This window comes from Kitasatospora cystarginea (genome assembly GCF_039533515.1).
GTDB classification, from domain to species: domain Bacteria; phylum Actinomycetota; class Actinomycetes; order Streptomycetales; family Streptomycetaceae; genus Kitasatospora; species Kitasatospora cystarginea.
The window spans coordinates 12,626-25,240 of sequence record NZ_BAAATR010000054.1; the positions used below are offsets into that span (position 1 = coordinate 12,626).

At 72.2% G+C, this 12,615-nt stretch carries 11 protein-coding genes and 1 pseudogene; 7 read left to right on the forward strand and 5 right to left on the reverse strand.

Annotation, left to right across the window (positions count from 1 at the left end; translation table 11 throughout):
* Positions 1-86: 86 nt before the first annotated feature.
* From ABD369_RS35940 to ABD369_RS35950, 3 genes are all read left to right on the forward strand, one after another.
* On the forward strand, positions 87-536 hold the full coding sequence (locus ABD369_RS35940; RefSeq protein WP_344640846.1) for a hypothetical protein: 450 nt from the start codon (positions 87-89) through the stop codon (positions 534-536).
* Between the two features lie 335 nt (positions 537-871).
* A complete protein-coding gene (locus ABD369_RS35945) occupies positions 872-1,378 on the forward strand; it encodes a J domain-containing protein (RefSeq protein ID WP_344640847.1) in 507 nt (168 codons plus the stop codon).
* Positions 1,369-1,752 carry an STAS domain-containing protein gene (locus ABD369_RS35950; protein ID WP_344640848.1) on the forward strand — a complete coding sequence of 128 codons (384 nt, stop codon included), beginning with the start codon at positions 1,369-1,371 and terminating at the stop codon, positions 1,750-1,752. The genes ABD369_RS35945 and ABD369_RS35950 overlap by 10 nt, the downstream gene beginning before the upstream one ends.
* A 36-nt stretch (positions 1,753-1,788) precedes the next feature.
* Here ABD369_RS35950 and ABD369_RS35955 read toward each other — a convergent pair whose 3' ends face one another.
* Genes ABD369_RS35955 through ABD369_RS35965 form a run of 3 tightly spaced genes read right to left on the reverse strand, consistent with a single transcriptional unit; the run spans position 1,789 to position 3,135 of the window.
* A complete protein-coding gene (locus ABD369_RS35955) occupies positions 1,789-2,160 on the reverse strand; it encodes a hypothetical protein (RefSeq protein ID WP_344640849.1) in 372 nt (123 codons plus the stop codon).
* Between the two features lie 47 nt (positions 2,161-2,207).
* Positions 2,208-2,678, reverse strand: a complete 471-nt coding sequence (locus ABD369_RS35960) for a hypothetical protein (RefSeq protein ID WP_344640850.1) — start codon at positions 2,676-2,678, stop codon at positions 2,208-2,210.
* A gap of 4 nt (positions 2,679-2,682) precedes the next feature.
* Positions 2,683-3,135 carry a hypothetical protein gene (locus tag ABD369_RS35965; RefSeq protein ID WP_344640851.1) on the reverse strand — a complete coding sequence of 151 codons (453 nt, stop codon included), beginning with the start codon at positions 3,133-3,135 and terminating at the stop codon, positions 2,683-2,685.
* A gap of 479 nt (positions 3,136-3,614) precedes the next feature.
* Between ABD369_RS35965 and ABD369_RS35970 the strand changes: the two are divergent.
* Positions 3,615-4,046: pseudogene (locus tag ABD369_RS35970) on the forward strand (divalent metal cation transporter); the annotation flags it as partial.
* 102 nt (positions 4,047-4,148) lie between these two features.
* Complete coding sequence (locus ABD369_RS35975) at positions 4,149-4,436, forward strand: hypothetical protein (RefSeq protein WP_344640852.1); 288 nt, start codon at positions 4,149-4,151, stop codon at positions 4,434-4,436.
* Between the two features lie 731 nt (positions 4,437-5,167).
* Here the strand turns inward: ABD369_RS35975 and ABD369_RS35980 are convergent.
* Together ABD369_RS35980 and ABD369_RS35985 are read right to left on the reverse strand one after the other, a co-directional pair.
* On the reverse strand, positions 5,168-6,799 hold the full coding sequence (locus ABD369_RS35980) for a phytoene desaturase family protein (RefSeq protein ID WP_344640853.1): 1,632 nt from the start codon (positions 6,797-6,799) through the stop codon (positions 5,168-5,170).
* Positions 6,796-7,278, reverse strand: coding sequence for an SRPBCC family protein (locus ABD369_RS35985; RefSeq protein WP_344640854.1), 483 nt, complete (start codon positions 7,276-7,278; stop codon positions 6,796-6,798). Before ABD369_RS35985 ends, ABD369_RS35980 begins: the two co-directional genes overlap by 4 nt.
* Positions 7,279-7,605: 327 nt before the next feature.
* Here ABD369_RS35985 and ABD369_RS35990 point away from each other — a divergent pair, with 327 nt between their 5' ends.
* Both ABD369_RS35990 and ABD369_RS35995 read left to right on the forward strand, forming a co-directional pair.
* On the forward strand, positions 7,606-9,393 hold the full coding sequence (locus tag ABD369_RS35990; RefSeq protein WP_344640855.1) for a thiamine pyrophosphate-requiring protein: 1,788 nt from the start codon (positions 7,606-7,608) through the stop codon (positions 9,391-9,393).
* Between the two features lie 3 nt (positions 9,394-9,396).
* Positions 9,397-12,459, forward strand: a complete 3,063-nt coding sequence (locus tag ABD369_RS35995; protein ID WP_344640856.1) for an FAD-binding and (Fe-S)-binding domain-containing protein — start codon at positions 9,397-9,399, stop codon at positions 12,457-12,459.
* Positions 12,460-12,615 lie beyond the last annotated feature (156 nt).

Below are 12,615 nucleotides of genomic sequence, written 5' to 3' on the forward strand. Positions count from 1 at the left end.
GCCGCACTCACCCGGCCGCTTCGGCAGCAGCGTCGGGAGCCGGCCGCCGCCGACGGTCACCCGAACGGACCAAGGAGATCCCAACCGTGTACGAGTACACCGACCGCAGGAATCGCAGCCTGGCCGACCGTATCCAGGCCGCCGCCGAGCGGCACCCCCAGCACGGCACCGAGCAGGACCAGGCCGCGGCAACCGCCCTGCTGGCCGACATGCTCCAGGCCGCCGCCCGGCACGGCATGACGCTCGCCAGCTTCGACTGGGTCACCGATCTGCCCGGCAGCTGCTACCGCGCCGTGGCCCGCAACCGCCACCTGCCGGACCGGATCGACGCCGCCGCCGAACGGCGCAGCAACCCGGGTACTGAGCAGGACAAGGCCGCGGCGACCGCCCTGCTTGCCGACATGCTCCAGGCCGCCGCCCGGCACGGGATCAGCCTCGACGCGTTCGACTGGGCGACCGACCTGCCCGGCAGCTGCTACGCCGCCGTCGTCTCCAAGAGCCGCAACGAGGCCGGCCGATGGGCTGCGGCCCGGTGAGCGACGGCGGGCCGTGCGCATCCCTCCCGCCCCCGCCAGCTTCACCAGCCTGCTCGCCGAGCGCCCGACCCACACCCGGTAGTCGAGGGCACCTTGAAGGCTTGCCTTCCGGGGCTTCCCGGGTGCCGGACGCGCCGTTGTGGCGCGGCGGCACCCGGGCCACGTTCACTGTGCCGGACAGGTCGCCAACGTCGGCCGCGAGCCTCTCGCCGCCGATCTCCGGTGCCGACCGCTCGTCCATATAGCTCCATTTCGGGCATCTTGACTAGTGCTGGCCAAGGTTCTATCCAGGTCAATGAGGAGGTTTGCCGCGGTCACCCGGGAGGTGGTCCGCCATGACGGGATCGCGAGACCGACGCGATCACTACGCGGCGCTGGGAGTGGAACCCACAGCGTCCGCGCGGCAGGTCACCTCGGCCTATCGCTCCCTGGTCCGGCTGCTGCACCCCGACACCCGCCCCGTCGAGCCGGGATCGGCGGAGCGACTCAGCGCGGTGGTCGCCGCCTACGAGGTCCTGCACGATCCCGAGCTGCGGGCCGCCTACGACGCCGAACGCGGGGCCGCCCGGCAGCACCCGGGGGACGGCCGCGCCTCGGCCCGTCCCCCGACCACGGGCCGGCGGGTGTCCGTACGCATCGTCCGGGAACCCGGTGGCGCAGAGCCCTGGCGCACCGCGCCCACTCCCTCCGGCGCAGCGATGCCGCACGGGTCCGAACCGCTCGTGCGGGTGGGCCCAGTGCGGGTCGCACCGCCGGGTGCGTCGCCGTGGGCGCGGGATGGCCCCGGCGACCTCTGGGAGTGGATGGTGCACCGGCTGTGGGAGGTGGAGCCATGGCTGTGAACGGCAACGACTACCCTACCGCCGTCTCCCGGTGGGACGGCCAGGTCACCGTCGCGGTCACGGGCGAGATCGACCTCGCCACCGAACCCCAGCTCGAGAGCCGCGTCAAGGAGTGCCTGGCGCGCCGGCCCAGGCGCGTCGACCTCGACTTCGCGCAGGTGAGGTTCTGCGACTGCTCGGGCGCGGACGCCCTGGAACGGCTCCACCGCCAGGCACAGGAGGAAGGCGTCGTCCTGAAGGTCACGGATGTGCGGGCCCGCTCGTCGCCCGGCTGTTCGACCTTCTCGGCCTCACCGACCTGGTCGAACCTCACCGATCTGGCTGAACCCGGACAAGGACGACACCGGGCCGCATACCGCGGCCCGGTGTCATGACTCGCGCGCAATCCAAAGCGCGGCACCCGACCGCGCTCAGACTCCTGGGAGCGGCCCGGTGTAGACCAGCTCCGCGGCGGTGTGCTGCGCCTGGCGCAGATGGGTCCCGGCGCGTTCGATCGCCGCGATCGCGCACCCCAGCTCGAAGGCGACATCAGCCTGCTTCTGCACCGGAGTCGGCGGATCCTCCAGGACCGCGAGATGCTCCAAGTCGATCGCGTTCAGGCCCGCCGCGAGCTGGTGCAGTGTGCGGGGAAGCTGCTCCAGCAGACCCGCCAGCACACCGACCGTGTGATGGACATCCGTCGGATACGGATAGGCGCCGGGCCGGCCGGTGCACTCGTTGAGGCGGCGGATCTCGTCGGCTGCCGCCACCGCGATCTCGCGCGGCATTCGCTCCCTCAGCATCACGCGACCTCCTTATCGCCCGGGCCCCATGCGATGCGGGCCGGTGTTCAGGCGTGGGCCGGAACACCCGCCCATCGGCCGCCGGGCCGGGCCAGCGGCTTCTCGGGCTCTGGCATCGCCCCGGGGATGTCCTCCTGGCGCCCGTCCGCCGCGATGGCGGCCCGGCTCACCGCCGTGCGCAGGTCGGCCGCCGTTTGCGGCGCCTCGGCCGAGTGGACCGCGATGCGCGCGAACGGGGAAGGCCGGTGCAGGTCGACGCTCACCACGACGTCCGTGAACGGGCGCAGGGCCACGAAATCCCGGCCGCCGGGATGGCGCCACACCCCCAGGCACAGCCGGCCGGGCACCAGCACACCGCTCTCGCGAGCACCACGCAAAACCCGCCACGGCTCCCGGGCGACCGCGACCTTCTCCACCGCCGCAAGCGGCACCCGCACCGGTCCCGAACGCGCCACGAGCCGCTCCCACCAGCGCAGCCGCACCACCAGGTCCGCACCTTCGACCGTCAGCCTCGCCATCGCCTCACACCCCCTTACCGGCGCCACCCTGCGACTCCACTTTCCGTACGGGCGAGGCCGCCTCCACTGCCATGGCCTCACCGGCGCCGGAAGCGGGCGGGCCGAGCTGGTCCGGCTGACGATGGGCCCGCGCTGCGAGCAGCGGCGCGCCGTGCCGCTCGGGCCGGTGACCTACCGCATCCATGATCGGCTGGCGGGGCGTGTCGAGCGCACCCGGCGGCGTGGGGATCAGACGGCGGGCCGCACAACGCCCCACCCAATGGCGCCCGCACTCGGGACAGGGCGGCGCACCCGCAGGAGTGTAGGGCGAGTCCACCGCGATCCCGTCCCGGGAGAAGTACTCCCAGTCACGCCCTTCGCCGTCGCGGTAGTGCTGGACGTCGTAGTCGATGCTCCACTGATGCCAGCAATGGCCGCAGGTGAACTCCACACGCTCCAGAGCCAGTTCCGTGATCACTGCCGACACCTCCTCGGCCGACGCTTCACCCTCTTCAGCTCCGGGCCCGCCCTATCGCCTCCGCCCGTTGGTACCCGGAGACCCCCACCAGTCCGTATACCCCCGAATGGCCCATCAAGGCAACCCGAGCTCCAGGTTCTCTCGGAGCCGACCTGGAGGTTTTTCGCTGCAAGTCGGGACGACAGGATTTGAACCTGCGACCCCTTGACCCCCCAGTCAAGTGCTTCAAGTAGTGTCGCCAGCCGAGGCCTCAAGGTCTCGGCCTCTCTGTTGCTCAACTACACTGGAATCAACGGATTTTGAGACACGTAACAGACGGAGGCCGATCGCAGCCTCTCTTGGCGAGTGACTCTCCGTCAGAGTCAACTTTGTACATAGACGTCTGTTTCGACTCATGGGTGATCATGGGCGCTCATAGCGTGCGGTCCCAAGCTGGTCCCCAAGGTCCCGGGCCGGCGTTCTCCTCGCCGCCGCTCGTCATGACCGACACCACCACCGCCATCGGCGCCGCCATCCCGGCCCAGCGCACCGCCGTCCTGGACGACGCCCACCTGGGCGACGTCAAGGGCGCGCTCGGCACCATCAGCCTCGACGGCACCGCACCGCGCCAGGGCCTGTCCGCCAAGCTCAAGACCCTGCTGGCGATCATCGGCCCCGGCCTGATCGTGATGGTCGGCGACAACGACGCCGGCGCGTTCGCCACCTACGGCCAGGCCGGGCAGAACTACGGCACCCACCTGCTGTGGACCCTGCTGCTGCTCGTCCCCGTCCTTTACGTGAACCAGGAGATGGTCCTCAGACTGGGCGCCGTCACCGGGGTCGGCCACGCCCGGCTGATCCTGGAGCGCTTCGGCAAGTTCTGGGGCGCATTCTCCGTGATCGACCTGTTCCTGCTCAACGCGGTCGCCCTCAGCAGCTGACCATCCCGCTGGGGTGGCGGGCCTGAAGCCCCGCCACCCCGGCACGCCCGGAAACCTGACCTGTGCCTCACCCGAGGAAGGAAGGGCACCACCGTGCGCCACACACAGCAACACTCCGCCACCAGGCCGCCGCACACCTGCCCGCGCGTCACCCTCGCCCTGCACGACGGCATCGAGCGCGCCTACCGCCTGGACGACCCCAGTGCCTGTCCCCGGTCCGGCACCACGAACACCACCGGCTCCGCGTACGAGCCCCGCGTGCACCCCGCGTACCTGCTGGCCCGCCAGGGCCACCACCCCGGCTGGTTCGCGCACTTCGCCGATCTGCCTCTGCCGGCCGCGCACCGCATCACCGCGGCCGCGGCGCTCCTGAGCGCCTGAGGCCCGTTCCGCACCTCGACACCACAGACATCAGCCCCGTGCCGTGCGCCGATGCGCGCACGACGCCTCACGGAGGCGACTTTGCCACGGCCGTTTTCGCTTCCTGCCACGTCGGAATACCGCTCCCCGCGACCCAGGTGCGCGGCACCCCGTGAGCTTTCCTGTCTGCCATCGTGCGGCGGCTCGCCGACAGCCCCCTCGGCAGCCCGACGCTGCACGCGGTCGCCGCGCAGGCCCCCGCCGGGCCGCCGGTACGAATGCGGGCTCGCTGGCTATCTGGCGCAGCATCAGGCAACTGCCATGAAGGAGGTGCCCCGTGCGGGCTCTGACCAGTTTCGACTTCGTGATCCGCCTGACCGTCGGTGTCGGCTGCGGGCGCTGCCACGCGCCCGGCGGGAAACTCGCAACCGTCCCGGTTCCCGCGTCCCGCGCAGCGTCCGACGCCACCCGGCTCGCGGGCGGATCATCAACGAGACACTCTGGCGGCTCGCCATCCCGCAGGCTTCGGCGCCCGGGAGTGGTTTGAACGCCCCTGGCTTGCGGACATCGCCGGGGTGGCGAAGTACGCAGGGATCGTCGCCGTGTCCGTGGCGGTGGCGGTGGCCACAGTCTGGCGCTGTCCGAACCGGCCGGCCGGCGAAATCGTCCTGCGGGCGGCATAGATCGCCCGCCCCGCCCCGCCCAAGACCAGGCCATCACCCGTCTGCTGAGCCCGGACGGGCCGACCGCCGTCAAGCGTCGCCAGCTCCGGCCAGGGCCCGCTGGGCGGCGGCCAGCGCGGGCCCGAGCAGCCGCCCGGTCACGACACCCTGTGCGCGCAGCGCGGCACGGGCGGCGTTCGCGCCGCAGGCGCCGTGTACGCCGCCGCCCGGGTGGGCGCAGGCGGAAGCCAGATAGAGCCGCTCAATGGGGGTCTCGGGCCGGCCGGTGCCGGGCACCGGCCGCAGCACCGCCTGCTGGTGGGCGGCCGTGGTACCACCGTTGATCGCCCCGCCGACCAGGTTCCCGTCCAGCCGTTCCAGCACCGGCGGTGTGAGCACGCGCCGGGCTGCGACGTGGTCGCCGAAGCCAGGGGCGAAGCGTTCGACCTGCTCCTCCATTCGGTGGGCGATGGCCTCGCCCTCCTTCTCGTCCCAGCGCCCGGTGATGCCATCGGGCCCGAGGTCGTCGACGACGTGTTGGGGGACGTGGGTGTACATCCAGGCCGACTCGGTGCCCGCGGGCGAGCGCGACGGGTCGGCGGTGGTCATCTGGCCGAGCAGCCCGAACGGGCGGGCCGGGAGGCGGCCGGTGGTGACCTGGAGTGCGTAGTCGCTCAGGTCCGCCATGTTCGCACCGAGGTGTACGGTGCCGGCCCGGCGTGCTTCGTCGGCGGACCAGGGGATCGGACCGTCCAGCGCCCAGTCGACCTTGACGGTCGCGAAGTCCCACTGGAAGCGGCGGACGCCGTCGAGGAGCCCGGCCGGCAGGTGCTCGCCCGCGACCAGCCCGCCGTACAGGTGCGGGGCGGGCACATCGGCGAGCACGGCTCTGCGGGCACGGACGCTGTCCCCGTCCGCGGTGCGGACCCCGAGCGCGCGGCCCGAGCGGACGACGACCTCGCTGACCCGGGTACCGCAGCGGATCGTCCCGCCGCGGGATTCCAGGCGCCGTACCAGGGCGCCGCTGAGCGCGGAGGCGCCGCCGACCGGCACCGGCCATCCGTACTGCTGGCCGAGCATGGCCATGAGCCAGCCGAACACCGCGCTGCCCGGCGATTCCGGCAGCAGATCGGCGTGCAGCGCGCAACCCGCCAGCAACAGTCCGGGGCCGTCCCGGTCGAACTCCTCCTCGGCCATCCGCCGCACCGGCAGCGCCGCGAGGCGGGCCAGCCGCAGTAGACCTGCCGCCCGCAGACGTGCCGCCAGTGCCAGCCCCGTGCGCACCGGCGGGAACGGCGCGAACATCGCCCGTACCAGGCACGGGTCGAGCTCCTGCCACAGCCGTGACAGCCGTCTCCAGGCGAGCGCGTCCGGCCTGCCGAAGCTCCGCTCGAACGCGTCGATGTTCGTTTCCAGGCCGCGGTGCAGCAGGGCGCACCGGCCGTCGGGCAGAGGGTGGGCGAGCACGATCGGTGCGTGGCTCCAGGTCAGGCCGTGGTCTTCCAAGCCGAGGGCTGTGATCGCGGGCGAGGCGGCGGCCAGTGGGTAGAAGGAGCTGAACAGGTCGTTGACGTAGTCGGGGTGGACGCCACGGTCGCTGCGGACCGCGCCGCCGGGCTGGTCCTGGGCCTCCAGCACCTCCACGCGCCAGCCGGCGTCGGCCAGGACGTTCGCCGCGACCAGTCCGTTCGGTCCGGCCCCGATAACGATGGCGTCGGTCATGACGAACCTCCTCCCGCGGCGGCGGCCGCTTCCTGACACGCTGCTCGGGGTGCTTCCTCCACCACGCAGGCGAGGTGGGCAAGCATCCGGCGGTGGCGCAAGTGCAGGACGAAATCCGTGGGCGCCATGTGGAGGTTCCCGCCCAGGCCGCGTAGCGGGTGCTCGTCGACGATCACCAGGGTGCCGTCGCCCCACCCGATCAACTCGATGGCGATCCGGGCGCTGCCGAGCCACCCGGCGAATGCCTCCAGTTCCAGCCGGCGCCCGCTCTCGCACACGCGGACGATGGTGTGGCCGTGGAGGCGGAACGGGCCGGCCTTGACGGTGTAGCGCAGCTTCGAGCCGACATCGGGCCACCGGCCCGCGCCCGGCCGGGTCCGGTCCGTGCCGGGCACCCACCGGGCGTACGTGGCGGGATCACCCAGCACGCACCACACCGCGTGTGGCGGCCGCTCCACCAGGACGTGTCGGATGGCCATGGTCGTCCTCCTCGCTCCCCGATCGCCCGCAGGGCCCTCCCCCCGGTGATGGCCCTCCTTGGCGGCTGCCCGGAAACGCACCCTTCGTACCCACCCTGGGCGCCAGCTTTGCGGCGGCCCGGCTGCAGTGCCCTGCCACCAGGCGGGCTATCGACAACTCACCCTGCGGCACGCCTGCCCCGGCGGCCAGCACGGCGCCGCGATACTGCCCAAACTACCCACGCCGATCAGCGCGAGGGTTTCAGGCCGGCACCAGCGGTTAGCCGCGTCAACGGGCGCTTCACGCCGCGCCGAACGGGCCAGAGCCGGATCAGGAGGAGCAGGACGATGAAGGTTGCCGACTACCTGTTGCAGCGCCTGCGGGAGTGGGACGTCGAGTACGTCTTCGCCTACCCCGGGGACGGCATCAACGGGCTGCTCGCCGCCTGGGGTCGCGCGGAGGACCAGCCGCGGTTCATCCAGGCCCGGCACGAGGAGATGGCCGCCTTCGAGGCGGTCGGCTACGCGAAGTTCTCCGGCCGCACGGGAGTGTGCGCGGCCACCTCCGGCCCGGGTGCGATCCACCTGCTGAACGGCCTGTACGACGCCAAGCTCGACCACGTCCCGGTGGTCGCGATCGTGGGTCAGACGGACCGCAGCGCGATGGGCGGCTCGTACCAGCAGGAAGTCGACCTGCTCGCCCTCTACAAGGACGTGGCCTCGGAGTTCTGCGAGATGGTCACCGTCCCCGCCCAGCTGCCCAACGTGCTGGACCGGGCCCTGCGAGTGGCCGCGACCCGCCGCACGGTCACTGCGGTGATCATCCCGGCCGACGTGCAGGAGCTCGACTACGAGCCGCCGACGCACGCGTTCAAGCAGGTCCCCTCCAGCCTCGGGATCCCGCACTATGCTCCCGTCCCCGCCGACGAGGACCTTGCGCGGGCGGCGGAGATCCTCAACGCGGGTGAGAAGGTCGCGATGCTGATCGGGCAGGGCGCCCGACACGCCCGCCCCGAGGTCGAGCAGGTCGCCGATCTGCTCGGCGCCGGGGTGGCCAAGGCGCTGCTCGGCAAGGACGCGCTGCCGGACACCCTGCCGTATGTGACCGGCTCGATCGGCCTGCTCGGCACCCGCCCCTCGTACGAGATGATGCGCGACTGCGACACGCTTCTCGTGGTGGGCTCCAGCTTCCCCTACACCCAGTTCCTGCCCGAGTTCGACCAGGCGCGGGCGGTGCAGATCGACCTCGACCCGTCCCTGGTCGGGCTGCGCTACCCGTTCGAGGTCAACCTCGTCGGTGACGCGGGCGAGGCGCTGCGCAGGCTGATCCCGCTGCTGGAACGCAAGGTGGACGGCACATGGCGTAAGACCGTGGAGGACAACGCGGCGCGCTGGTGGGAGGTCATGCAGCGCCGCGCCGAGGTCTCCGCCGACCCCGTCAACCCCGAGTACGTCGTCCATGCCCTGGACGCGCTGCTTCCCGAGAACGCGATCGTGGCTGCGGACTCCGGATCGGCGGCGAACTGGTACGCCCGGCACCTGCGCTTCCGCGGCGGCATGCGCGGCTCGCTGTCGGGGACGCTGGCGACCATGGGGCCCGGAGTGCCGTACGCGATCGGCGCGAAGTTCGCCCACCCGGACCGGCCGGCGATCGCGATCGTCGGCGACGGCGCCATGCAGATGAACGGCCTCGCGGAGCTGATCACCGCCGCGAAGTACTACCGGGAGTGGTCCGACCCGCGCATGATCGTGGCGGTTCTGAACAACCACGACCTGAACCAGGTCACCTGGGAGATGCGGGCGATGCAGGGCGCACCGCAGTTCGAGCCCTCGCAACGCCTGCCCGATCTGCGCTACGCCGAGATCGCCGCTCTGTTCGGTCTTGACGGCGTGCGGGTGGAGCGGCCCGAGGACGTGGAGCCGGCGTGGCGTCAGGCGCTCGCATCCGACCGGCCGTTCGTCATCGACTTCCGCACCGACCCGGCGGTCCCGCCGATCCCGCCGCACGCCACCTGGGAGCAGATCAAGGCCGCCGCCGAGTCGGTACTGAAGGGCGACAGCGATCGCACCGCGGTGGTCCGCCAGGGCATGAAGGCCAAGATCCAGGAGTTCCTGCACGGCAGCGGAGGGAACTGACCGATGACCGAGCATCAGGAGGTGGACTTGGCCGCGCTCGAGCGGGCACTGCGCACCGAGGTGGACGGCGAGGTCCGCTTCGACGCGGGCAGTCGCGGCGCGTACGCGACCGACGGCTCGAACTACCGCCAGGTCCCTCTTGGTGTGGTGGTGCCGCGCACGGTCGAAGCCGGCGCCAACGCGGTGGCGGTCTGCTCCCGTTTCGCCGCGCCGGTGCTCTCGCGCGGTGGCGGCACCAGTCTCGGGGGTCAGTGCACCAACGAAGCCGTGGTCGTCGACTGGACCAAGTACTGCAACCGCCTGCTGTCGGTGGACCCGCAGGCGCGGACCTGTGTGGTCGAGCCGGGCATCGTCCTGGACGAACTGAACCGCCAGCTCGCGCCGCACAACCTGATGTTCGGGCCGAAGCCGTCCACGCACAGCCACTGCGCGCTGGGCGGCATGATCGGCAACAACAGCTGCGGGGCCTCCGCGCAGGCGTACGGCAAGACCGTCGACAACCTCCGCCGGCTGGAAGTCCTCACCTACGAGGGCGCCCGGTTCTGGGCCGGCCCCACCAGCGATGAGGAGTACGCGCGGATCGTGGCCGAGGGCGGGGCGAGGGCCCGGCTGTACCAAGGGCTGCGGGACGTCACCGGTCGCCATCTCGCCGAGATCCGGCGCGGCTACCCGAAGATTCCGCGTCGCGTCTCGGGTTACAACCTGGACTCCCTGCTGCCGGAGAACGGCTTCGACGTCGCCCGGGCGCTCGTGGGCAGCGAGGGCACGCTGGTGACCGTCCTGCACGCGGAACTGGAGCTGGTCGACGTACCGGCCGCCGAAGCGCTGCTGGTCCTGGGCTTCGACGACATCTACGCCGCCGCCGACGCCGTCCCCCAGCTGCTGGAGCACGGCCGGCCCAGCCAGCTGGAGGCGATCGACGGGCGGATGGCGCAGCTGATGCGCGAGGAGCACGCCTACCTGGACTCGCTGGAGCGCCTGCCCGAGGGCGACAGCTGGCTGCTGCTGCAGTTCACCGCAGACACGAAGGAGGAGGCCGACGAGCAGGCGTACGAGCTGCTGCGGGCGCTGGGCCGCGATGAGGACGACGCATCGGTGGCGCTCTCCGACGATCCGGCCCGGGAACAGGAGATGCTCAAAGCCCGGGAGGCGGGTCTTGGTGTGACCGCCCGGCCGCCGGACGGCTCCGAGACCTGGGAGGGCTGGGAGGACTCCGCCGTCGCCCCGGAACGGCTGGGCGACTACCTGCGTGACCTGGAGCGGCTCTTCGGCCGGTACGGCTACCAACAGGCCTCCCTGTACGGGCACTTCGGGCAGGGCTGCGTGCACACGCGGATCCCGTTCCGGCTGCGCGAGGGCAAGGGCATCGAGGCGTTCAGGGCGTTCCTGTTCGACGCGGCCGACCTCGTGGCCTCTTATGGCGGGTCGCTGTCGGGCGAGCACGGCGACGGGCAGGCCCGCGGCGAACTGCTGCCGCGGATGTTCGGACAGCCGCTCGTCGACGCCATGGGCGAGGTCAAGGCGCTGTTCGACCCGGACAACCGGATGAACCCCGGCAAGGTAATCCACCCCCGTCGTGTCGACGACAGCCTGCGCCTGGGCGCCGACTGGCGGCCCGTGCCCCGGGAAACCCACTTCGCGTTCGCCGACGACGGCCACGACTTCGGCCGTGCGGTGCTGCGCTGCGTGGGCGTCGGCAACTGCCGTACCCACCAGGGCGGGGTGATGTGCCCCTCCTACCGGGCCACCCGCGAGGAGGAGCACTCCACCCGCGGCCGGGCGCGGCTGCTGTTCGAGATGCTGGGCGGCCACGACGACTCGCCCGTCACCGGCGGATGGCGTTCCACCGCAGTCCGCGACGCACTCGACCTGTGCCTGGCCTGCAAGGGCTGCAAGTCCGACTGCCCGGTCGGGGTGGACATGGCCACCTACAAGGCCGAGTTCCTCGCCCACCACTACCAGGGCCGACTGCGCCCGGCCGCTCACTACACGATGGGCTGGCTTCCGTTGTGGGCACGGCTGGCCCGCACGGCGCCGGGCCTGGCCAACGCCACGCTGCACGCCCCAGGCCTCGGGCGGCTGGGAAAGCGGCTCGCCGGTATCGACCCACGCCGCGCCGCGCCGGTTTTCGCCCCGGCCTCGTTCCAGGAGTCCTGGCGCCGGGCCGGTCGGCCGGAGCCCGACCCGCGCGATCCGCGCACCGTGCTGCTGTGGCCGGACACCTTCACCAACCACTTCCACCCCCACATCGCCGACGCCGCGGTCCGGGTCCTGGAGGACGCCGGCTTCCACGTCGCCGTCCCCGCCGGGCCGGTGTGCTGCGGCCTGACCTGGATCTCCACCGGGCAGCTCGCCACAGCCCGCCGCGTCCTGACGCGCACCACCCACGTGCTACGGCCGTGGCTGGAGGCCGGCACACCCATCGTCGGCCTCGAACCCTCCTGCACGGCCGTCTTCCGCGCCGACGCCCCCGACCTGCTCGCCGACGACCAAGACATCCAGCGCCTGGCCGCGCAGACACGCACCTTCGCCGAACAACTCGTCAACCACACCCCGGACGGCTGGCAACCGCCACGGACCAGCCGGGCAGCGACCGTACAGACCCACTGCCACCAGCACGCGATCCTCGGCGCCGACCCGGACCGCGAACTGATGCGCCGCGCCGGCATCGACGCCGACGTCCTGGACGCCGGCTGCTGCGGCCTGGCCGGCAACTTCGGCTTCGAGCGGGGGCACTACGACCTGTCCCAGGCGATCGCCGAGCAGGGCGTCCTGCCCGCCGTACGCGATACCGCCCCCAGCGCCTTCGTCCTCGCCGACGGCTTCAGCTGCCGCACCCAGATCGACCAGGCCGCCACCGGACGACACGCGCTGCACCTCGCCGAAGCCCTCGCGCTGGCGATGGACGGGCCGCCTCCCAGCGACCTCCCCGAGATGGCAGTCCCGCGCCCGCAACCCCGCCCCGCGCCGGCCCGGCTGCTGGCCGCCGGGGTCGCGGGCGGGCTGACCGGCCTGGCCGCGGCAGCCGTTCTCGCCGCCCGAAACCGCGCCCGGAGGACACCATGAAGCCGGCCACCCAAGCGTGGGAGTCCCTGCGCGAACGGCTCCACCGCGAGGCCCGCGCCTACACCGGTGGCGGCGACCGTCCGCTCGCCGCCTGCACCGGCGCCATGGGCGTCTATGCCACCACCGTGCTGGGCCTCACCGCCGCCGCACGCGCCA